This is a genomic window from Priestia megaterium (assembly GCF_023824195.1).
GTDB lineage: Bacteria > Bacillota > Bacilli > Bacillales > Bacillaceae_H > Priestia > Priestia megaterium_D.
Map to the genome: position 1 here is coordinate 4,580,516 of NZ_CP085442.1, position 22,042 is coordinate 4,602,557.

General features: G+C 38.6%; 21 protein-coding genes, 1 tRNA gene and 1 other annotated feature. All 22 genes read right to left on the reverse strand.

All coding sequences use genetic code 11. The annotated features are described in order from the left end of the window. Window positions 1-9: 9 nt before the first annotated feature. Entirely contained in the window at window positions 10-1,545 is a 1,536-nt protein-coding gene (locus tag LIS78_RS23790) for a 2-isopropylmalate synthase (protein WP_013085140.1), read from the reverse strand. Continuing rightward, window positions 1,532-2,557 (reverse strand): ketol-acid reductoisomerase, encoded by a 1,026-nt coding sequence (gene ilvC, locus LIS78_RS23795; protein WP_013085141.1) that lies wholly within the window; start codon window positions 2,555-2,557, stop codon window positions 1,532-1,534. The genes LIS78_RS23790 and ilvC overlap by 14 nt, the downstream gene beginning before the upstream one ends. Window positions 2,558-2,620: 63 nt before the next feature. Beyond that, the gene (gene ilvN / locus LIS78_RS23800; RefSeq protein WP_013059375.1) at window positions 2,621-3,133 is read right to left on the reverse strand and encodes an acetolactate synthase small subunit; all 513 of its coding nucleotides are present in this window, start codon (window positions 3,131-3,133) and stop codon (window positions 2,621-2,623) included. Next, window positions 3,130-4,857: an acetolactate synthase large subunit gene (gene ilvB / locus LIS78_RS23805; RefSeq protein ID WP_205689536.1), complete on the reverse strand. Its 1,728-nt coding sequence runs from the start codon at window positions 4,855-4,857 to the stop codon at window positions 3,130-3,132. Before ilvB ends, ilvN begins: the two co-directional genes overlap by 4 nt. A 68-nt stretch (window positions 4,858-4,925) precedes the next feature. Beyond that, window positions 4,926-5,178, reverse strand: a binding site (T-box leader). Window positions 5,179-5,502: 324 nt separating this feature from the next. Beyond that, window positions 5,503-5,576: transfer RNA gene (locus tag LIS78_RS23810), tRNA-Arg, on the reverse strand. A gap of 125 nt (window positions 5,577-5,701) precedes the next feature. Beyond that, the gene (locus LIS78_RS23815; protein ID WP_195781782.1) at window positions 5,702-6,214 is read right to left on the reverse strand and encodes a metallophosphoesterase family protein; all 513 of its coding nucleotides are present in this window, start codon (window positions 6,212-6,214) and stop codon (window positions 5,702-5,704) included. Window positions 6,215-6,229: 15 nt separating this feature from the next. Beyond that, window positions 6,230-6,823, reverse strand: coding sequence for an XTP/dITP diphosphatase (locus LIS78_RS23820; RefSeq protein ID WP_025601437.1), 594 nt, complete (start codon window positions 6,821-6,823; stop codon window positions 6,230-6,232). A 9-nt stretch (window positions 6,824-6,832) separates the two neighbouring features. After that, window positions 6,833-7,579 (reverse strand): ribonuclease PH, encoded by a 747-nt coding sequence (gene rph / locus LIS78_RS23825; RefSeq protein ID WP_013059379.1) that lies wholly within the window; start codon window positions 7,577-7,579, stop codon window positions 6,833-6,835. 134 nt (window positions 7,580-7,713) lie between these two features. Continuing rightward, window positions 7,714-8,799 carry a GerMN domain-containing protein gene (locus tag LIS78_RS23830; protein WP_025601439.1) on the reverse strand — a complete coding sequence of 362 codons (1,086 nt, stop codon included), beginning with the start codon at window positions 8,797-8,799 and terminating at the stop codon, window positions 7,714-7,716. A gap of 112 nt (window positions 8,800-8,911) precedes the next feature. After that, window positions 8,912-9,706 (reverse strand): glutamate racemase, encoded by a 795-nt coding sequence (racE, locus tag LIS78_RS23835; protein WP_025601441.1) that lies wholly within the window; start codon window positions 9,704-9,706, stop codon window positions 8,912-8,914. 10 nt (window positions 9,707-9,716) lie between these two features. Continuing rightward, window positions 9,717-10,160, reverse strand: coding sequence for a MarR family winged helix-turn-helix transcriptional regulator (locus LIS78_RS23840; RefSeq protein ID WP_252284430.1), 444 nt, complete (start codon window positions 10,158-10,160; stop codon window positions 9,717-9,719). A 211-nt stretch (window positions 10,161-10,371) separates the two neighbouring features. Next, complete coding sequence (locus tag LIS78_RS23845) at window positions 10,372-10,986, reverse strand: PH domain-containing protein (protein ID WP_013059383.1); 615 nt, start codon at window positions 10,984-10,986, stop codon at window positions 10,372-10,374. A gap of 113 nt (window positions 10,987-11,099) precedes the next feature. Then, window positions 11,100-12,098, reverse strand: a complete 999-nt coding sequence (locus LIS78_RS23850) for an inorganic phosphate transporter (RefSeq protein WP_028411744.1) — start codon at window positions 12,096-12,098, stop codon at window positions 11,100-11,102. Window positions 12,099-12,113: 15 nt separating this feature from the next. Then, window positions 12,114-12,746 carry a DUF47 domain-containing protein gene (locus LIS78_RS23855; protein WP_029711160.1) on the reverse strand — a complete coding sequence of 211 codons (633 nt, stop codon included), beginning with the start codon at window positions 12,744-12,746 and terminating at the stop codon, window positions 12,114-12,116. A gap of 442 nt (window positions 12,747-13,188) precedes the next feature. Continuing rightward, entirely contained in the window at window positions 13,189-15,207 is a 2,019-nt protein-coding gene (locus LIS78_RS23860; RefSeq protein ID WP_252284431.1) for a penicillin-binding transpeptidase domain-containing protein, read from the reverse strand. A 511-nt stretch (window positions 15,208-15,718) separates the two neighbouring features. Then, window positions 15,719-16,843 (reverse strand): FMNH2-dependent alkanesulfonate monooxygenase, encoded by a 1,125-nt coding sequence (ssuD, locus tag LIS78_RS23865; RefSeq protein ID WP_033579638.1) that lies wholly within the window; start codon window positions 16,841-16,843, stop codon window positions 15,719-15,721. After that, a complete protein-coding gene (ssuE, locus tag LIS78_RS23870; RefSeq protein WP_195781779.1) occupies window positions 16,840-17,394 on the reverse strand; it encodes an NADPH-dependent FMN reductase in 555 nt (184 codons plus the stop codon). Before ssuE ends, ssuD begins: the two co-directional genes overlap by 4 nt. A gap of 69 nt (window positions 17,395-17,463) precedes the next feature. Next, window positions 17,464-18,318 carry an ABC transporter permease gene (locus tag LIS78_RS23875; protein ID WP_252284432.1) on the reverse strand — a complete coding sequence of 285 codons (855 nt, stop codon included), beginning with the start codon at window positions 18,316-18,318 and terminating at the stop codon, window positions 17,464-17,466. Between the two features lie 10 nt (window positions 18,319-18,328). Continuing rightward, window positions 18,329-19,315, reverse strand: coding sequence for an aliphatic sulfonate ABC transporter substrate-binding protein (locus LIS78_RS23880; protein WP_195781777.1), 987 nt, complete (start codon window positions 19,313-19,315; stop codon window positions 18,329-18,331). 33 nt (window positions 19,316-19,348) lie between these two features. Then, window positions 19,349-20,092 (reverse strand): ABC transporter ATP-binding protein, encoded by a 744-nt coding sequence (locus LIS78_RS23885; protein WP_195783205.1) that lies wholly within the window; start codon window positions 20,090-20,092, stop codon window positions 19,349-19,351. A 187-nt stretch (window positions 20,093-20,279) separates the two neighbouring features. Then, on the reverse strand, window positions 20,280-21,494 hold the full coding sequence (locus tag LIS78_RS23890) for a cation:proton antiporter (protein WP_195781776.1): 1,215 nt from the start codon (window positions 21,492-21,494) through the stop codon (window positions 20,280-20,282). Then, on the reverse strand, window positions 21,495-21,995 hold the full coding sequence (locus tag LIS78_RS23895) for a cation:proton antiporter regulatory subunit (RefSeq protein ID WP_098779183.1): 501 nt from the start codon (window positions 21,993-21,995) through the stop codon (window positions 21,495-21,497). It abuts the gene before it with no gap. Window positions 21,996-22,042 lie beyond the last annotated feature (47 nt).

The following is a 22,042-nucleotide window of genomic DNA, read 5'->3' on the forward strand; positions in this document are numbered from 1 at the left end:
CCCTTCAGTTCACATTACTTCTTGCTTTGTACGATGCTGCTGAATAGCGATTAAACGATTAATGGCGTTCAGATATGCTTTCGCTGACGATTCTAATACGTCAAATGCTACTCCGCGTCCGCTTGCTTCAGTTCCTTCGCTTTCAACCTTCACAAATACTTCAGCCAGTGCATCCGGCCCACCGTTAATAGACTGAATACGATAGTCTAATAGTTTCACATCTTGTTCAACACAGCGCTGCAGCGTATTATAGATAGCTTCCACGCTTCCAGATCCCGTAGCTGCTTCTTGAATCTCTTCGCCGTTTTCTTTGCGAAGCGTAATCGTAGCCGTAGGAATATTGTTCGTACCATACTGAACTTGCAGACTTTCAAGCTTATATTCACTGTCTTTGCTAACTTGCTTTTGAATGACTAATGCCAATAAATCATCATCGGTAATGTCTTTTTTCTTATCTGCTAAGTCTTTAAACTTCTCAAAAAGCACGTTTGCTTCTGTATCTTCCAATGTGAATCCAAGCTCTACTAAGCGTGTACGGAACGCATGACGGCCTGAGTGTTTACCAAGCACAATTGGATTTTGTTTAACACCCACAAGTTCTGGGGAAATAATCTCATATGTTAACGGATTTTTTAAGACGCCATCTTGGTGAATACCTGATTCATGAGCAAAAGCATTTTTTCCGACAATTGCTTTATTTGGTGCAATATTCATCCCGGTAAGCTTACTGATAATGTCACTCGTACGCTTGATTTCAGGTAAGATAAGACCTGTGCTCGCTTGATAGAAATCTTGACGGACATGAAGCGCAAGTGCTACTTCTTCAAGAGCTGCGTTACCCGCACGTTCTCCGATTCCGTTAATCGTTCCTTCAATTTGAGTAGCTCCTGCTTCAATAGCAGCCATTGAATTGGCCACAGCTAGCCCTAAGTCATCGTGACAGTGAGCTGACAAATCAACTTTATGAATATTTGACACATGTTCTTTTAAGTAATTAAATACTGATTGATAGTCACCAGGAGTGATAAATCCTACTGTATCTGGAATATTAACGACTTTTGCACCAGCATCAATAACTGCTTCTACAATTCTAGCTAAAAACGGTAAATCTGTTCGACATGCATCTTCAGCAGACCATTGAACAACCGGGAATTTTTCACTTGCGTACTTCACCATTTCCACTGCTGTTTCAAGTACTTCATCAGGTGTTTTTTTCAATTTATGCTGCATATGAATTTCGGAAGTAGCGATAAAGACATGCAGTCTTGGTTCTGCACTTTCTTTTAACGCTTCCCATGCAATGTCAATATCTTTTGTAACAGACCTCGCAAGGCCTGTTACAGAAGAATTTTTGACAATAGACGCAATTTCTTTTACGGATTGAAAATCACCTTTTGAAGAAGCGGGAAATCCGGCTTCAATGATGTCGATACCTAATCGCTCTAACTGCTTAGCAATTTCAAGCTTTTCTTGTAGGTTCAAATTGACTCCAGGTGACTGTTCACCATCGCGTAGCGTCGTGTCAAATAGTTTAATTTTTTGCACTAGCGATCACCGCTTCTTTCTTTTGTTTTTTAACAAATGGCATCATTTCACGTAATTGAGCGCCAACTTTTTCAATTAAATGTTCGTTTTCACGGTTATTGATAGCTGTAAATTCCGGACGATTTGCTTGGTTTTCTAGGATCCAGCCTTTTGCAAATTTACCTGTTTGGATATCTTCAAGCACTTTTTTCATTTGTTCTTTTGAACGCTCATCTACAACGCGTGGTCCTGAAACGAAGTCACCCCATTGAGCTGTATCAGAGATTGAATAACGCATGCCTTCCATTCCGCCTTCATACATAAGGTCAACAATTAATTTTAATTCGTGTAAACACTCAAAATATGCAACTTCCGGTTGGTAGCCAGCTTCTACAAGCGTTTCAAAACCAGCTTTAACTAATGAAGTTAAACCACCACAAAGTACTGCTTGCTCACCGAAAAGATCTGTTTCTGTTTCTTCTTTAAATGTTGTTTCTAACACACCCGCACGAGCTGAACCGATTGCTTTAGCATAAGCTAACGCTACGTCTTTTGCTTCTCCAGTTACATCTTGGAATACTGCGAATAACGCCGGTACGCCAGCTCCTTCTTCATACGTTCTTCTTACAAGGTGACCAGGGCCTTTTGGAGCTACTAAGAATACGTCAACGAATTCAGGTGCTACGATTTGGTTAAAGTGAATGTTGAAACCGTGAGCAAATACTAAAGATTTTCCTGGTTTTAGTCCTGGAAGAATTTCTTCGTTATAAACTTTTGGCTGATACTCATCTGGAAGTAATACCATTACTACTTCTGCTTGTTGAACTGCATCTTTTACAGATAATACAGTGAAACCGTCTTGCTCTGCTTGATCCCATGATTTACCTTTACGTAATCCCACTACCACGTTTACTCCGCTGTCGCGTAAGTTTTGTGCGTGAGCGTGACCTTGTGAACCATAACCTACGATTGCTACTGTTTTACCTTGTAATAATTGATCCTTTGCATCTCCGTTATAATATACCTTTGTCATAATAAATCTCTCCTCTTAGTTTATATAGTTTTATATAGTTTACTTTTTAGTAACTAGCTAGAATTAAATGATTGATGAAAGTTTGGCTGCTGCTTTTTGCGTACCGCGCGGAACAGCTACTGTTCCCGTGCGCGTTACTTCTTTTAATCCATAAGGCTGAAGTAGATCAATCATCGCTTCAATCTTGCTGGATTCACCTGTTACTTGAATAATTAGGCTGTCGCGGCTTACATCAATAATGGTTGCACGGAAAGGCTCAATTACTGCATAAAGTTCGTTACGGCTCGCTGGTGTAGATGCTACTTTCATTAAAGCAAGCTCTCTTGACACCACAGCTTGATCCGTAATATCTTGAACTTTCAACACGTCGATCTGCTTATTTAACTGCTTGATCACTTGTTCAGCAGCGTTATCATGCTCTACGTTCACAACAAACGTCATGCGTGATACATCCTCAGATTCAGTGTGCCCTACTGAAATACTCTCAATATTGAAATTTCTTTTTGTAAATAACCCCGTTACGCGATTTAAAACGCCCGCACGGTTTAATACAGTTGCTGTAATAATTCGCTTCATGGTTTCACCCCTACCATTTCATGTAATCCTTTTCCAGGTGCAACCATTGGATATACGTTTTCTTTAGGTGCGACAAAGAAGTTTAGTAAAACAGGTCCATCTGTTTCCATTGCTTCTTTCAGAGCCGCATGCGCTTCTTCTTCAGTAGAAGCTTGTAAACCTTTGATATCATAGGCTTCTGCAAGCTTCATTAAATTAGGCTGATTCGGAATTAAAGAGTGTGAGTAGCGTTCTTCATAGAAGATTTCCTGCCACTGACGAACCATACCAAGCGACTGATTGTTGAGTACAACCACTTTTACAGGTAAATTTAATTCTCTAATGACCCCTAATTCTTGAAGCGTCATTTGAAATCCACCGTCACCAACGACTGCTACAACTGTTTTATCTTTATTTGCCAGCTGAGCGCCGATTGCAGAAGGTAATCCAAAGCCCATGGTGCCAAGACCACCTGAAGTTACCCATCGATCTGGATTATTAAATGTGTAGTATTGGGCTACCCACATTTGATGTTGCCCAACGTCCGTTGTAACAACGGCATCTCCATTTGTATACTTGTGAAGCAACTCAACTACTTTTTGTGGTTTTAACACGTCCGCTGAGTTCTGATACCATAATGGATATTCTTGCTTCCACGCCGCTAATTTCTCATGCCATTTCGTATAATCTCCAACTTCTCCTTCTTGCAGAAGCAATTGCTTCAATACTTCTTTTGCATCTCCAACAATTGGAATCTTGGTTGGAACATTCTTTCCAATTTCCGCTGGGTCGATGTCAATGTGAGCAATTTTTGCATTTGGTGCAAAATGCTTTAAATTACCTGTTACTCGGTCATCAAAGCGTGCACCGATACTAATGAGAAGATCACTCTCATAAATTGCCATGTTTGCTGTGTACGTTCCGTGCATGCCAGCCATTCCTAAATGAAGCGGATGATCTGCAGGAAAACAGCCCAACCCTAAAAGCGTATTAATAACCGGAATATTTTGACGCTCAGCATAATTTTTTAATTCTTCTGAACCTTTACTCAATAACACTCCCGCACCTGCTAGGATAACAGGTTTTTTTGCAGCTGCTACTGCGTCTGTTAATTTTTTAACCTGCAGCTGATTTGGAAAATAAGTTGGCTGATAGCCTGGTAAATCAATTTCTCCTTCGTAATTAAATGTTCCATCACCCTGTGCCATATCTTTTGGAATGTCGATTAAGACTGGACCAGGTCTTCCTGTTGTCGCAATATGAAATGCCTCTTTGATGATTCTCGGCATATCGCTGATATTGCGTACTTGATAGCTATGTTTTGTAATTGGCATTGTGATCCCTAATACATCTGCTTCTTGGAACGCGTCAGAACCAATTACACTTGAAGCTACTTGACCAGTAAAAACAACTAAAGGAAGTGAGTCAATCATCGCATCTGCCAAACCTGTTACGATATTTGTTGCACCAGGACCACTTGTTGCGATAACTACACCGGGTTTGCCTGAAATTCTTGCGTACCCTTCTGCTGCGTGAATTCCACCTTGTTCGTGACGAGCAAGTACGTGAAACATTCCTGAACCGTATAGTTTATCGTAAATCGGTAAAACGGCTCCCCCTGGGTAACCGAAGATGACGTCAACATTTTCTCTTCTTAGAGATTCAATCAACATGTCAGCTCCATTCATTTGTGCCCCAGCGCTTACAGGTTCTTTCGTTTGCATATTGGCTCCCACTTTTCTCATCCTTTCGTTTTCTAGATAAAAGAAAAAAGACTTCTCACCCCTAAATAGACCCTATCAAATGATATAGGTCAAGGGGCGAAAAGTCTTTTGTACTTTACGCGGTACCACCCTCGTTTGTAATCGTAATGATTACCTTATGAATGTATACTTACATTCTTTTTGATAACGAGTGCTTTGGAAGTACACTCGGTCGCCCTTACTGAATTTCAGGGTGACACTCTGAGGTGAGTTCATTTTGAGTTGGTAACGTCGGCTTCCAGCAACCCGACTCTCTGTTGATACCTAAACATCAAAACTACTTATCCTCTTCAACGTTTTAAAACGCTATATGCTTTTTGAACAATGCTTTACACATCATATTTTAAATTAATTACAATTAATTAAAATTTTTAGAAAACTTATATTTGAGGACTATCTTACGCCCATTTCTATGCATAGTCAACCACTTTTCAAGATTTTTTTAGACAATTTAGACTAAACAGAATATTTGAATGCGTTTTCATTATTGATGTAATAAGGGTTTACAGCTGTTCAAAAAGTTTTTCTGAAACGTTCATTTGTACACACTGAATGAACAAACATTCACTTTTAAGATAAATAAAAAAACCGGCTTTTACTAAAAAGTAAAAGCCGGTTTTTTCTGGACGTCCCAGGAGAGATTCGAACTCCCGACCGACGGCTTAGAAGGCCGTTGCTCTATCCTGCTGAGCTACTGGGACATAATGTTAAAGTGTATCAAAGACAATACTTATTATATTCAAATATAATTTAAAAGTCAACGTTTTTTTGAAATTTTATGAGAAGAGAGGTAAAAAACCTTCTCTTCTCCCTATATTTGGCTATATTATGCTGAAAGTGTACAGGTTAACTGCATGCTAGGAATATGTTTACCGCTTATATCGTAAAACTGCACGGTAGCTTCTGTACCATCCATTACTAGTATAGCATACGTACGTTCTTTTCTCATACGAGGAAGTAACATACTTCCTGGATTGATAAATAAAACTCCGTCCATGAGCTCAGCTCCCGCTATGTGAGAATGCCCAAAACAAACAACGTTTGCCCCGACTTCTCTCGCTTTGTAATGGAGATTCATCATAGACATTTTAACATTATATAAGTGACCGTGTGTAACCAGACACGTAGCTTCTCCAAGCGACTCTACTCGATCATTAACGTAAGATGCATCGTAGTCACAATTTCCTCGAACGCCTAAAAACGCAGACATTTCTTTGCCGTCTTGCGGCAACTCAGAGTCCCCACAATGGATCATCTTATCTACATCAGCATGTCTCTCTCTGATAGTGAGCAGTTCTTCTTGTAACCCGTGGCTATCGCTCACAATTAATAGTTTCACACGTCATCACTCCTTCTAAAATTGCGCATCAATTAGCGGTGCTAGTTTTTTTAACGCATTTGCTCGGTGACTAATCTGATTTTTTTGCTCTTTGGTCAATTCTGCCATGGAGCATCTCCATTTTTCTACAAAGAAAATGGGATCGTACCCAAAACCGTTTTCCCCTCTTTTTTCCTCCAAGATGTGCCCTTCACATGTGCCTTCTACAATTTCGGTTCTCTTTCCGGGCACTGCAATAGCAAGAGCACAATGAAAGCGTGCCGTGCGCTTTTCAAACGGCACGTCATTTAATTTTTGAAGTACCTTCTCTATATTAGCATTATCATCTTTATTTTCACCAGCATAACGCGCGGAATAAACGCCTGGCTCCCCGTTTAAGGCATCAATAGCAAGCCCGGAGTCATCAGCAATGACCGGCTTATTTAATGCGGATGAAATGGCCTCTGCTTTTAGCGTCGCATTCTCTGCAAATGTAACGCCCGTTTCTTCCACGTCTTCAATCTCAGGAAAATCAAGAAGCGATTTTACTTTAAATCCCTTTGGTGAGAAAAGTGTTTCAAAATCTTTTACTTTGCCTGCATTTTTAGTTGCAATAATGATTTCACGCACGTTAATCCCTTACCTTTCTTTAACCGGAATGTAAGCAGCCAGGTGATCAAGAACTTCCTTTTGCTGTTCAATCAATTGATAAACACCCTTTTCCCCTAAATCTAGAAGATGGTTTAACTGTTCTCTCGAAAACGTCGATTCCTCTCCCGTTCCCTGTAATTCTACAAACTGTCCGCTTCCTGTCATCACAATATTCATGTCAACTTCTGCTGTCGAATCTTCTTCATAATTTAAATCTAAAATCGAATTTTCTCCATGAATACCTACTGAAGTCGCAGCTAAGTAGTCACGAATAGGAATTTCTGTCAGCTTGTTCTCTTCAACCAGCTTTCCAAACGCTAAAACCATAGCCACAAAAGCACCTGTAATCGATGCTGTTCTTGTTCCCCCATCTGCTTGAATAACATCACAATCAATCCAAATTGTCTTTTCTCCGACCTTTTCCAGATCGACTACAGAACGAAGAGCTCGTCCGATTAGACGCTGAATTTCCATTGTTCGTCCTGTGACTTTACCCTTTGATGATTCACGTATATTTCTTTGTGCCGTAGCTCGAGGCAGCATAGAATATTCAGCTGTAATCCATCCTTTTCCTTGTCCACGCATAAAAGGAGGCACTCTGTCGTCTATGCTTGCTGTACAAATAACCTTTGTGTCTCCCACCGAGATTAATACAGATCCTTCTGGATGCTTTAAGTATGAAGTATGAAGAGATACAGGTCTCAATTCATTAAATTCCCTACCGTCCAAACGCATTAAGCATGTCCTCCTATTAATTCATTTATATGTAATAGTCTCTTCCGTTTTAACTATAAAACAGCGGAAAGAGGTCGCTATTTCAGCAGACCTCTTTCTACTTAGTCCTTTACTAGTATAACAAAAATTTGTTTTTAAAAACTACCTGTGTTCACATTTTTAGGTCTTGAAACTGGTTCCGTTAATTTTTTCCCTTTTTCATCTTTTAGCGTTTTTTTGCCATTCACCTTAATAGCAACGCTGTCTACGGCTTTTTGTTCCGTCAGCGATAGCACCAAGGAGTCGAGAACATGCTGAGAAATTTCCGTTCCTTTTAAATTCCCAAAGATGTTTTTATTAAAGTTCAGCGTTAACTCACCATCCGCATACTTTGGAGCTGCTACGAGCTTTGCATCAGGATTAAAATCTGTCACTAAACCTGATGCAGGCGCAGGTCCTTCTACAAGTTCGTTCACAATTGCAGTGTACATATCTTTGTCATCAGAAGCAATTCGTTTTGTGACAGGAACATAGTAAGTTTGTTTGCCCTCTTGAGCTAAGTAATAAATCGTAACTGGCTTCGTTTGAGTTACGTCAACTACTCCAGTATTATCAAAGTTAATGCCATCTGCTCTGCTCAACCCTTTACTGATTGGCGTATGATTTACAGGCATCTCATCTTTATCATAGCCGTTAATGCGAATTTTAACTTTATTTACGCCTTCAAACTGCGTCAGCGTCCAAGTGACGGCCTGCAGAATACGGAGTTCATCTTCTTTTTTATACTCAGCAAATTCAGGTGAAAAATCTGCTACCATCGTGCCGTCACTTTCCAGCTTTGTCCCTAAAACTCTTGTATCAGCAGGAAGAACCGCTCGGAAATTATTTGGCAATAAGTTTGTGACTGGTCCACCCTCTACTAAATATTCAAGAGACTGTTTAGCGACACCTTTTGATTTAGGAATTTCAAGCGTCTGGGGAACAACGTACCCGTTTTTATCAATTAAGTAGAGTTCTCTTTTGGTAGGCGCAGATGTTTCTGCCGCTTTACTTTGTTTTTTATTAGCTTCCGTTACTTTCGCTTCAGTCGCTAATGATTTTTCATCTTTCACATAGGTGACATCCTTTGGCGGATCAATTTCCTTTGCTGCGTTATCCCCTCCGAAAAGTCCACAGCCGGATAACAATACAGATGTGGTCACCACGGCGGATATGAGAACAAGTTGGGTCTTTTTGGACATTCCTTTCCCTCCTCAGACTGTTTGTACTACTATGTATACGAGCTTTTTTGCATTTTAGACCAGCTCAAAAAAGTTTTTGTCCACAAAAAAACCGAGCATGATATGCACGGTTTTAAAGCTTGATATGTTCAACATTATATACAGGGTGCTCAAACCATTTAGATGCAATAGATTGAAACAGTTCTGTTGATCCTGTTGTAAAGAAGTAGTGTTCAGGCTCCATGTTTCTAGGAGCTAGTAAATTGCTATAAGAAAGAATGGCACTTACCTCTATTGCCGTTTCTTCGCCAGAACTGATCAACTGAACTCGAGGCCCAATTGCTTCTTGAATAACTGGCTTTAATAACGGATAATGCGTACATCCTAAAATAAGGGTATCCATATCTGTATGATAAAAAGGTTTTAATGTTTCTTTTACAATTCGCTGCGCTTCCGGTCCTTCATAATTACCGCTCTCTACAAGAGGTACAAACAAAGGGCATGCTAAATTTTCCACTTCCACTCTCGTATGAAGAGCGCGGAGTGCATGTGTATAGGCTTGACTTTTCACGGTTCCGTTTGTGCCGATTACGCCTATTTTATGATTTTTAGTTACTTTAAGCGCAGCGCGTGATCCTGGTTCAATGACGCCTATAACCGGAATATCGAGCTGTTCTTGAATTTCATCTAGTACAACTGCCGTAGCCGTATTGCACGCAATAACAAGCATTTTAATATCTTTATCTACTAAATAATTAGTCATCTCCCATGTGAAAGCTCGTACTTCTTCACTAGGACGAGGACCGTATGGGCAGCGGGCTGTATCTCCAATGTACATAATTTGTTCTTTCGGAAGCTGTCTCATAATTTCCTTTGCTACCGTTAATCCGCCCACACCTGAATCTATAACACCAATTGGTCTACTCAAAACAATCGCCTCATTTTTCTTTCATTTCATCATGCAATTTTCGTAACGTTACTCGTAAAACTTCCGTTTCACTCGGAGAGAAGTTTGCCAGTACGCCATTTAAATACGTTTGTCGCTTTTCAATTACTTCTTCGATAACACGTGCTCCTTCAGGAAGCAAATGAATACGCACTACGCGGCGGTCTTTTGGATCTTTCACCCGAACCACTAACTTATTTTTTTCCATACGATCTACTAAATCTGTCGTTGTACTACAAGCGAGAAAAATACGATTTGATAAATCGCCAATCGTCATATCTCCACGTTCAAACAGCCACTGCAAAGCAATAAACTGAGGTGGCGTAATCGTATAGCCTTCTAAAATTTCTCTTCCTTTTTGCTTCACAATCGCTGCAATATGTCGAAGTGACTTTTCTAATTCTGCCACTGTATCCTCATTATTTTTTGCTGTCATACCGTAATCCTTTCCACCTATAAGTCTTATTTTCTATTATTTCTTTCAGTTAAACCCGTCTCTATTGTTTCTCTTTTCTATTTTATATTGTGCTCTTTTTTCAGCGATTTTTCAAGGTTAACATGAGGATTATACACGGTTCATCATAAGTCTACATACTCTCATTCAGCATCAAAAAACAGCTGCTCCATAAAAGGAGCAGCTGTTTCTATTAATTATTGATATACAGCTCGAAAACTGAGCTGAAATCTTTTGTTGTGTAAGCTGTTTTTTTATCTAATAACCAAGAAAACGCAGCTTCGTTAATTTCTTTAAATTCACCAGCAACACTTCCACTTGTATTTCTTGTACTGCTTAGCGTAGAAGAAGCTAGCTGAATGCTTTGTTTAGCAAAATCGAGCGCAATTTCATTTTCACGCGTTATTTCAGACATTTTAAACAGCGCTTTATATAAATCTTTTACCTCTTCTATATGCTTTTTGTGTACATCGATAGAAAAAGTCTCCGAGCCAATTTTAAATTTAATTTCTACATCTAAATCGACAGTTCCAGCCGTTTCTAGCATCACATTTGAAATGTGATTTGTGCTGTAGTTATAGCGGCGAAGCATTCGCTTTTTGCTTGTAGCACTTGTTCCATCAAGGTGAATGAGCGCTTTATTGGTAAAGCAATATTCATCTGACTTTGATTTGATTAGAAAATAAATTTTTTCTTGTTCTTCGTGCATAACGTAATCGTCTGCATCTACCTTGTCATAATCAACTGGCTTAATAACAGAACCAATATCACTTAGCCCCAATACATCAGCAGCTACTTTTCCAAACATTTCCCCATCTCCCTTTTAAAAATGATTGTGTTATTTTCATGTTTTAAGTGTACTGTGCAAATGAGGGGATGTAAATAAAAAAAGGAGCTTCTTTAAAAGAAGCTCCCCATTTATTAAAAGAACAAATTTAAAATCATATAGATAAGTGCAGCTAACGAAGCTGAAATTGGCAATGTGATAACCCATGTAATCACCATGCGCTGTGCAGTTCCCCACTTTACACCTTTCACTCGGTGAGCAGAACCTACACCTAAGATAGAAGATGAAATAACATGAGTAGTACTGACAGGTAGATGAATAAACGTTGCTCCAAAGATAATGGCAGCACCTGTTAAGTCCGCAGCTACTCCATTAACAGGACGAATTTTCATAATTTTACCGCCAACGGTTTTAATGATTTTCCATCCACCAATTGACGTTCCAAGCCCCATTGCAACCGCACAAGCCAGCTGTACCCACCACTGAATCTCAGTGCCGCTTTGCATATTGTTAGCAATAAGCGCTAGCGTAATGATACCCATTGCTTTTTGCGCATCATTCGTACCGTGTGTGTAAGATTGTAGGGCTGCAGTCAGGATTTGAACGCGTCGAAAACGCTTATTCGTTTTCGTTAAGTTATGGTTTTTAAACGTTAGTTTGATAATCGTATAGACAATATAACCTACTACAAAGGCCAGAACTGGTGAAATTAGAAGGGCTTCAATGATTTTGATGAAACCTTTATAATTTAAAGCACCAAATCCAGCAGCTGCAATAGCTGCTCCTGCAATCGATCCAATAATTGCATGAGAAGAACTACTCGGGATACCGAAATACCATGTGATTAGGTTCCACGCGATAGCAGAAATTAATGCTGCTAAAATAACGACAGAACCATTTTGAAGCGTATAAGGATCAACGATATCCTTTGTAATCGTTTTGGCTACGCCCGTAAACGTCATAGCACCGACAAAGTTCATGGTTGCGGCTAAAAGAATTGCATGTCGCGGTTTTAAAGCTTTGGTTGAAACAGAAGTCGCAATGGCATTAGCTGTATCGTGAAATCCGTTGATAAAGTCAAAACCAAGTGCACCAACTACAATTAGAATGGTTAATATTAGCATCGAATCCATTATAATATAGCCCCGTTACGCATTCTTCATAATAACTGATTCTAAGTTGTTCGCAACCGTTTGACAATAATCCGCGATTTCTTCTAGCGTTTCATAAATTTCTTTATATTGAATAACTTTAATTGGATCTTTACATGTTGCAAATAATTGTTTTAGTGCACGACGATATAATGTATCACAATGTGACTCATACTCTTTAATTTTAATTGCATGCTCACTAATTTGAAGAAGCTTTTTCTCAGACAACAAATTAATAGTAATTAAAATTTCTTCAGCACAGCCTTGAATATTTTTAACAAATTCAGCTACATATTCATCAAATGTCGTAATTGAATGAATTTCCATTAAAGCAGCAAAGCTGTCGATGCCATCAAGTACATCATCCATGCTCATCGCTAGCTGTAAAATATCTTCACGCTCAATTGGAGTAATAAATGCTTTGTTCAACTCAGTAATCACTGTATGCACGTATTTATCACCTTTTGATTCATACGCTTTTAAAACGTTGGCAAATTCCTTTAGGTCAGATACGTTTTGAAGTTCAAAGCTGCCTAAAAACTCCGCTGAGTCCTTAATATTTTGGGCAATGTCCATTAACATTTCAGAAAACTTGTCTTTTTTTCTTTTGATCACGTTGCAATCCTCCATCCAATTTATCGAAACTTTACCACTCGTTTTTTCTCTCTATCTTTTTATATGTGTTCTAGTTTCTTTTTTCATTTAAAGTAATGGATAAAACTTAGCTGTTCATTACTATAACGAGAGAAACCACCTCTCTTGTGTATCAAAAAATTCTAAAAAAACAAACGTTTACCAGAGCAAAAGTCCCAAAAGGTGATTCTTTTACTTATAGGTTATGCGATTCATTTTTTTACGCCAAGTCAAAAATTACTCCTATTATTGTTAATTGTCAATAACTTTTCAAACACATTTTTTTAGGCCTCTTTACAATACATTAACAATAATACGTTGATTCCTTTTAAAATAAGGGTTTTCAGAGTTTGTATAAAACTGGGATTTACAAAAACTTAACATTACTCCCCTTGTGTAAATAATAAAAGCCAGCTCTTTTAGAACTGGCTTTTATTATTTACTTATTATATTGCTGAAATACATTTTTTACTTTCGGCACGACGTAATGACTTCCGCCTTTATCTTCTACTCCTTCAACCATCATTGAAACGAGTAGGTTTTTCTGTTTTGTGTCCACAGCTACAAACCAGCCGTTTTCCTGCCCTTTTTCACCTTGAGTTTTCTTTAATTCTGCCGTTCCAGTTTTTCCAGCCAGGGTTAACCCATCTATCTTTGCAGCATGACCCGTACCATTTTTATCTTCAATGACATCAACTAAATCATTTTGAATTAATTGCGCCGTTTCTTTAGATATTACTTGTTTTTTCCATATTCCACTCTCATCACCGTTCATAAGAATAGGCTTTACTATGTTTCCATCGTTTACAATCGATGTATACATCAATGCCAAATGGAGAGGATTCACTTGCAGTTTCCCCTGGCCATAGCCAGAGTTTGCTAATACTCCCTCATCTTTAATATCTTGATCACCTGCAATTTTAGACGTTTCAAAAGGATAATTAACAGGCATTTTTTGATTGAACCCAAACTGTTTTAAACCACTGTTAAATTTGTCTAAACCTAGCTTCAAAGCAGTCTGCGCAAAATAAATATTATCAGATGTAACATAAGCATCACGTAAATTAACATTCGGCTTGCTGCCCACTCGTGTTACGTAGAAATTCCCCCAGCTTTTATCTTTTTGCCATTTCTTCCCGCTGATTGATATACTTTCGTTTGGATTTAGCACGCCTTCATCAACTGCTAAAGCTCCCGTGACTAACTTAAATGTAGATCCGGGAGAATACGTTTTGGTAAAGCGATTCATTAACGGCTTATTGGGATTCGTTGAAAGGGATTGATACGTATTAGCATCGATTCCAAAAGAAAAAGAATTCGGATCAAAAGCTGGCGTGCTTACAAGACCTAATATTTCTCCCGTTTTAGGTTGAAGAGCAGTAGCTACTCCTTTTTCATCTTTTAACTGTTCATAAAGGGATTTTTGAACATTCGTGTCTACCGTAACTTGAATGCTTTCCCCGTCTTTTGGATTCACTTTTGCAATTTCATCCTTTTTATTACCATCTTTATCTACAGTATAAATCGTGACGCTGTCTCGAGCACGAAGCTTATCTTCATATAAAGACTCTAAGCCAATCATTCCAGCTTTAGACTGAGCATTATAGCCTTCATCTTTATGCTCTTTTAAATATTCCGCCGTGACAGGCGCAACGTATCCAACTAAATGAGCACACGCTTCTTCACAAGGATATACGCGCGCATTTACCTTTTTTTGTTGAATGCCTTCTACTTTTTTCAAAGAATTCTCTAAATTAGAGGCGTCTTTTTGACTAACTGTTTTAATAGGAACAAATTGATTCTCTTTCACCCAAGAAGCGCTCAGTGCTTGATTAATACTTTTTTCTGAAAGAGCAAGAGTCTTGCTTAATTGTTGTATAGCTTGCTCGCCGCCTTTAGAAAACTGCTGGGGAACAACTCCAACTTGAATCGCTTCTCCGTTTTGAGCTAAATATTTCCCTGAACGATCCATAATTTCTCCACGCACAGCTGACTGAGTAGCTACTCTTACTTGCTCTCCTTGCTTAAGTCCTTTAAAAATCATATTAGGCTTCCAATTAATATACCAATTCTCTGCATCCCCTTGTTTTTCTTGAACCACAGCAGCATTTTCTTTAAATGAGATTTCACCGGCTACAGAGTTCATGTTTACTTCAAAAGGTAAAACAGCTTTATGGTCTTTTATTTCTAAGTCTTCTATTTTACTTGCCTTCACTTTAAGCTTGTCCGCTTCAATTGCATCATAGATATTTTTATATCGATTTACAAAGTCTTTTTCTGAAATCGTCTTTTTAGCATCTTTAGACAAGTATCCATACATGCCTTTAAAATCTTCTTTATTCCACATGGCTACATATTTATCAAATCGATCCTGTACTTTCTGTTGATCATTTGAGCAACCGGCAGTTATTAATAAGAGAATTGCCATAGTAAAAAATAGCCACCCAATTCGTCTCATGATGATTTTCCCCCTTTTTTCAATACCATTTCTATCATATAAAATTTTACATAAACTTTCCATCAGAAAGTTATAATCAGGAATTAATTGGTATTACAACCCACTAAATTTACATATCTACAAAAAAATCAATAGGTAAACAAGAAAAAAATCGAACATTTTGTGAATATTTTGTGTCTTTTTTGGAAAGTATTTGATATAATAATTGTAAGAAGAAAAAGAATAGGAGGCGACTAAAATGAGAAGATTCTTACAGTTTTACTTTATGTTTAGTTCTCTGTTCTGTTTTGGAAGCGTTTTCGTCCTACTTATGTCTCAGGAATATTATTTTGCACCGTTATTCCTCACACTGGGCTGTTTAAATATTTTTCTCTTTAAAGTATATATTCAAGAAAGTCGAAAAGATAAACAAGCTGCACCTGAAAAACCAAAACCAACAATTTAACGGACTCGTCTCTCGGCTGAGATGAATGAAAAAGAAGAACCGGTGAATTTTTCACCGGTTCTTCTTTTACGAGGTTGAAGCTTTTGGAAACCTATCGTTTGCAATAATCTCACCGATGCTTTCACTCTTTCCTTCACCCTCATCAATATTTAAAAGCGGGAACAATAACTCCCCTACGTGATAAGCTTCTTCTAAATGCGGATAGCCTGATAAAATAAAGGATTCAATTCCTAAAGCTTCATATTCTTTTATTCGTTTCGCTATATTTTCAGCACTGCCTACTAGTGCAGTTCCTGCACCTCCCCGGACGAGCCCTACACCTGCCCATAAGTTAGGGCTAATCGTAAGTTCCTCTCGGGTTCCTCTATGAAGGCTCGCCATTCGCTGCTGCCCGACTGAGTCATACCTTGCAAAAGTACGCTGTGCAGCTTGAATCGTGTCGTCGTCCAAATGCTGAATTAATCGATCGGCTGCTTCCCAAGCTTCTTCTTCCGTTTCCCGTACAATAATATGCAAACGAATTCCAAACTTAACGGTTCTGCCTTCTGCTTCTGCTTGCTTTCTCACAGCCGTTATTTTTTCTCTTACTTGTTCAGGAGGCTCGCCCCACGTTAAATACACGTCAGAATGTTTCGCTGCAACTTTTTGTCCTGCGGGTGAAGATCCACCAAAATAAATAGGTGGAGAAGGTTTTTGAACAGGTGGATACAACAGCTCACTGTTCTCTACATGAATATGTTTTCCTTCATAATTTACCGTATCTCCAGCCAATAACCCTTTCCACACATCTAAAAATTCATCCGCAGCTTCATAACGTTCATCATGTGATAAGAAAAGGCCGTCTCCGGCTAATTCTGCTGGATCTCCTCCTGCTACTACGTTAACTAGTAAACGACCGTTTGAAATTCGATCAAGAGTCGAAGTCATGCGCGCTGCCACGGAAGGAGCCATAATACCGGGGCGTACAGCTACTAAAAATTTCAAACGCTCTGTTTCAGGTATAAGTGAAGCAGCCAATAGCCACGGGTCTTCGCATGATTTCCCCGTTGGAATCAGAACTCCTTCAAATCCTAACCGGTCAGCTGCTTGAGCAACTTGCCGAAAATATGAATAATCTGCTGAACGACCTCCTCGATTTGTCCCTAAATATCTTCCATCTCCATGGGAAGGAATAAACCATAACATTTTCATGATTCAACACTCCTTTTCGTTTGTTCTAGATGATATCCCAGCTCTTTTAATGAACGTTTAATTCTCGCTTCTGCTTCTTCCGCAATAAACTCAATTTCATTTTCTTTCGTATAGGCCACCTCAGAATCAACAATATAAACTCCATGAATAAGAGCAGTAGCTCCTAAAACGGATAAAGTTGGCTTAAATACATAATCAAGAGCCAGTAGGTGAGCAATGGTTCCCCCTGTAGCTATCGGCAGCACGGTTTTATTGTGCAAACCTTTTTCAGGTATTAAATCTAAAAATGTTTTTAAAATTCCTGTGTAGCTAGCTTTATAGATTGGGCTGACAATAATAACGGCATCAGCATCTGCCACTTTCTTTTGAGCTTCTTGAATCGCAGGGCTAGAAAAGTTAGCATATACTAAGTCTTCAGCGGGCAGATCACGGACATGCACGGTTTTCACTTCATATTTTTCATCTTGTAGATATGCTGCAATATACTCGCTTAAAGCAGTTGACCTTGATTGCTTTGAAGGGCTTCCTGTAATAATTGTAACCTGGCTCATTATCATCTCTCCTTTTAACTTATAAAACTGATAGATTTACAAGGATTAATGCGTATATAAATCCTTATTTTATTTTTCACCTGCGTAGCTGTCTCTCCATTTAAGAAGACGCTTTTCTAATACTCGGACAAATGAATCGGTTAATTTGCCTACAACAGCAAAAATGATAATTCCAACAAAAACTACGTCCGTTTGAGAAAACTGTCTAGCATCCATAATCATGTATCCTACACCTTCACTTGCTCCCATTAATTCAGCTACTACCAGTCCGAGCCATGCAATACCTAAAGACAATCGGACACCAAGTAAAATATTAGGAAGAGCGGCTGGTAAAATGAGTTTTGTAATTTGTTTCCATTTACTAAATTGAAGAACACGAGCAACATCAAATAATTTCGAATCAACGCCGCGAATGCCTAGATACGTATTAACATAGATTGGGAAAAATGCACCGTTTGCAATTAGCAATATCTTTGAAATTTCACCAAAGCCAAACCATAAGATAAATAAAGGCGCCAATGCAAGGTGAGGAACAGTTCTAAGCATTTGAATAGATGGATCCATATAGTGCTCTGTTTTCTTTGAGAAACCAACAATTACACCCAATAGTAACCCTAGTCCAGCTCCAACGGCAAAACCTATGGCAGCACGCAAAATACTGATTTGAAGGTTAGCTCCGAGTTCTCCCGATACGATGAGCTGTTTAAAAGAAAGTACAATATCAACAGGTGTAGGAAGAACAGTTTTGGATACATAGCCCGCAGAACCAATGATTTGCCACACGACAATAAGCAGAATTGGCACGACAAGAGAACGAAGGAAAATTCCCTGCTTATTTTTCGCTTCTTCCTTTCTTTTTTTCACTTTTTGCAAGTGAGCAGCTGAAGACTGAACATGTCCTGAAACCACAGATGTTTTACTCATTTTCATCACCTCATTTTTCTTTTAATGCTTTTTTAATAAATGAATTATCAACGACATCTCCAGTATCAATTTTCTTTTTAATAACGCCTAAAGATTGTTGAAAATCAGCTGTTCGCTGTTGTTCTGCAATAATTTTCTTAGAAGTTGGGCGGTTATAAGCAGGATTATTTTTTAATACTTGTCTTACTACATCTTTATCTAGATTTTTTTGCTTTGCTAAAATATCTACAGATTCTTCAAAATGTTCGTTTTGCCATTCAAGCGCTTTTTGATAAATTTGTAAAAACTTAACGACTAACTCCGGATGGTCTTTTGCAAAGTCTTCTCTTACAATAGTAAAACCTGGTGAAGCAACATTTAACGAATCCCCGTCTGCTAAAATACGCGCTTCATTTTTTAAGTTTTGCAGTGAGATAAACGGTTCCCAAATTGACCATGCATCAACTGACCCGTTTTCAAATGCTGGCTGAGCTTCGTCTGGCTGAAGCTGAATAATCTTTACATCACTTGGCTTCAAACCATTTTGGTCAAGAGCTCTGTACAATAAATTAAAACCACTGCTTCCTTTCGCGACCGCAATCTTTTTACCTTTTAAATCTTTTATACTTTTAATCTTGCTGTTTTTCCCTACTAAAATAGCATTTCCTTTTAATCCATCGCTGGAATTAGCAATTTCTAAAAACGGAATGTCTGCGCCTTGCCCAGAAATAACAGGTGAATTTCCAACTTGGCCGAAATCCAAGTGTCCAGATGCTATACCTTCAAATTGCGGAGGACCGCTTTGAAACTCTGTCCATTTGACATTTACACCTATTTTTTTAAATTCTTTTTCAAACCATTTTTGGTTTTGTGCCAGCATTAAAGGACCTAAGCTTTGTTGGATACCAATATTGACTGTAACGTTTTTTGAATCTTCTCCGCTCGCTTTTTCTTTCGTCCCGCACCCAGCCAATGCGAGAACAAGTACAATAGCTGCAGTTAAAAGTAGCTTTTTCATCTGTTCTGTCTCCTTCTCTGTCTTATTGAATCTTTAATGTTCTCCTGCTTCTTCAAATTCTTTCAGTACTTGCTGCCTTAGCTGCTGAAAAGGTAGTTCTGTCTTTTTTCGCGGATGACTAATTTCTACTGGAACGACCCGGCTAATTTCTCCTGGTCTGGCACTCATAATCACAATTTTAGTCCCCAAGTAAATGGATTCGTCTAAATCATGCGTAACAAAGACCATAGTTGTTTTTTCTTTTTTCCATATGTCTAGCAGCACATCTTGCAAATGAGTGCGAGTAAAAGCATCTAACGCACCGAACGGTTCATCTAACAATAAAACTTCTGGATTTCTTAAAAGAGCACGCGCAATAGCAACTCGTTGAGACATCCCCCCAGATAGTTCTCGAGGATAAGCTTTTTCAAATCCTTTCAGCCTGACAATATCAATTAACTCATCTACGCGGCGCCGAACGTTCGAATCTTTCAAAGATAAGTCAGCCGCTATATTTTGCTCCACATTAAGCCAAGGGAACAAGCGGTGTTCTTGAAAGATCATTCCTTGTTTAATGCTAGGTCCGGCTATGTACTTCCCGCTGATTTCAATACGCCCTTCATAATCCATATCAAGTCCTGCAATCATTTTAAGCAGTGTACTTTTTCCGCACCCGCTCGGACCAATAACGGTGATAAATTCACCTTTATTAATCGTAAGATTTACATTCCGCAATGCTTGAGTTACTTGTTCTCCTTTTTGAAATGAGCGGTTAACAGATTGAATGATAACACTCACAGCAATTCCTCCTCCTTGAATTTTTAAATCAAAAGCTCGTTCATCTAAAAACACAAAAGCTCCTACCTGAAAAAGGTAGGAGCTTTCGGTTGACCGATCAGCCCGTTGCTATATTTAACTGATTTGTTATTGGATTATTTTGAATTTTATCATATTAATCCGATTTGTCAACTGTGTTTTATATATTTTATCCTTTTGATTCTTGAGGATTTTGTTTTTTCCATTTAAATACTCGGTTTAAAAATCCGTATATATGCTTAGACTCCTTCGTTAACAAAGGGCCAATAATAGCTAAAATCAATACATAAAGCGCAGCGAATGGCTGAAGAATTGCGGATAATCCTCCTTCAATTCCAATGTTAGCCATAATGATAGAAAACTCGCCTCGTGACATAATCGTTAACCCAATGTTAGTAGAAGCCTTGTGTGACAGCCCGCTTTTTCTTCCTGAGATCATACCGGCTGTAAAGTTACCAATAATCGTAAGCGCAACTGCGCCAAGCGCAAGCCAGCCTGCATCCCATAGCGTGAGAGGATCAATACTTAACCCGAAGCTGAAGAAAAAGATGGCTCCAAAGAAATCACGAAACGGTACGACAAGATGTTCAATACGATCGCGATGTTCCGTTTCAGAAAATACAAGTCCAAGCAATAACGCACCAATTGCTTCTGCCACGTGAATTGTTTCTGAGAAGCCTGCCACAAAAAACAATACCGCAAAAACGACGATTATAAAGATTTCGTTTGATGAAATATTTAAAAGTTTATTTAGTAGCGGCGTGGCTTTTCGAGCAATGATAAAGAACAGCATCATATAGCCAAACGCAATTAAAATAGATGTTAAAGATCCAGCAAGCGATCCGTGGTCTCCAAGTACCAACCCTGAAACGACAGAAAGATAAACGGCTAAGAAAATATCTTCAAACATGATGATCCCTAATATCAGTTCCGTTTCTGGATTCGCTGTTCGTTTTAAATCAACCAATACTTTTGCGACAATTGCGCTGGACGAAATCGTAATAATTCCAGCGATAATCAGCACTTCAAGAAGAGGATTTCCTGTCAGGTATCCATACAATAATCCTAAAGTGAAGTTAATTAAAATATAAATAGATCCTCCCACCGCGATGGACCTACCTGATTTAATTAGCTTTCCAACTGAAAATTCTAATCCTAAATAAAATAGTAAAAAGAGAACTCCAATTCTCCCCATAAATTCAATAATCTCTTGGCTTTCAATAAACTTTAAACTGAATGAGCCAAACTCAGGAGCATGGGGACCAACCGCCATGCCCAGCAGAATGAGGAATGGAATAATCGTAAATTTAAATTTGTGTGCTAGTATAGCCGCTAAAGCGACTAGTAACAAAGCTGTCCCAACTTCAAATACTAAATGATCCAATTACGAACTACCTCCTTGTGAAAGCAATTCTTTAATGAGCGTTTTTAAATTCCCTCGTTCTCCAGAGATAACAAGCGTATCTCCTTCTTCAATTAACGTATCTGGTCCTGGAGTTGATAATTTTTTTTGCGTATTTTTAATGACGGCGATGATAGTGACATCATAGTTACTGCGAACGTCAATTTCACCAATTGTTTTGCTATGCGCTTTCGCTTGCTTTTCAACTTTATACCATTCAATCACTAAGTCATTAAATGCCACTTCAATGGTTTCCATTGCTTTTGGCTTGTAAATCATGCCGCCTAAAATTGCAGCTAGCTGTCTTGATTCCGTATCTGTTAACGTAATGTCAAAAATGCTTTCTTCTAAATCTTTTTGATTGAAGTGGTAGATTTCACGTCGTCCATCATCATGAATAATAACGACCACGCGGTTTCCTCCGCTTGTCTCAATTTCAAATTTACGGCCGATTCCTGGTAATTCCGTTTCTTTAATCATCATTGAATGATCACTCCTATAAAGTTTTTAACAAGGGTTTTACATTTTTA

Coding starts and splice junctions, on each gene's coding strand:
- ssuD (WP_033579638.1), bottom strand. CDS start 16,843: ATGAAAATGTTATGGTTTATTCCTTCCCATGGAGATGGAAGATATTTA.
- rph (WP_013059379.1), bottom strand. CDS start 7,579: ATGCGTTTGGACGGTAGGGAATTTAATGAATTGAGACCTGTATCTCTT.
- LIS78_RS23830 (WP_025601439.1), bottom strand. CDS start 8,799: ATGTCCAAAAAGACCCAACTTGTTCTCATATCCGCCGTGGTGACCACA.
- ilvB (WP_205689536.1), bottom strand. CDS start 4,857: ATGAGAAAAGTGGGAGCCAATATGCAAACGAAAGAACCTGTAAGCGCT.
- ilvC (WP_013085141.1), bottom strand. CDS start 2,557: ATGACAAAGGTATATTATAACGGAGATGCAAAGGATCAATTATTACAA.
- ssuE (WP_195781779.1), bottom strand. CDS start 17,394: ATGAGCCAGGTTACAATTATTACAGGAAGCCCTTCAAAGCAATCAAGG.
- LIS78_RS23880 (WP_195781777.1), bottom strand. CDS start 19,315: ATGAAAAAGCTACTTTTAACTGCAGCTATTGTACTTGTTCTCGCATTG.
- LIS78_RS23860 (WP_252284431.1), bottom strand. CDS start 15,207: ATGAGACGAATTGGGTGGCTATTTTTTACTATGGCAATTCTCTTATTA.
- LIS78_RS23850 (WP_028411744.1), bottom strand. CDS start 12,098: ATGGATTCGATGCTAATATTAACCATTCTAATTGTAGTTGGTGCACTT.
- ilvN (WP_013059375.1), bottom strand. CDS start 3,133: ATGAAGCGAATTATTACAGCAACTGTATTAAACCGTGCGGGCGTTTTA.
- LIS78_RS23875 (WP_252284432.1), bottom strand. CDS start 18,318: ATGAGTAAAACATCTGTGGTTTCAGGACATGTTCAGTCTTCAGCTGCT.
- LIS78_RS23855 (WP_029711160.1), bottom strand. CDS start 12,746: ATGGAGGATTGCAACGTGATCAAAAGAAAAAAAGACAAGTTTTCTGAA.
- LIS78_RS23895 (WP_098779183.1), bottom strand. CDS start 21,995: ATGATGATTAAAGAAACGGAATTACCAGGAATCGGCCGTAAATTTGAA.
- LIS78_RS23840 (WP_252284430.1), bottom strand. CDS start 10,160: ATGACAGCAAAAAATAATGAGGATACAGTGGCAGAATTAGAAAAGTCA.
- LIS78_RS23845 (WP_013059383.1), bottom strand. CDS start 10,986: ATGTTTGGAAAAGTAGCTGCTGATGTATTGGGGCTAAGTGATATTGGT.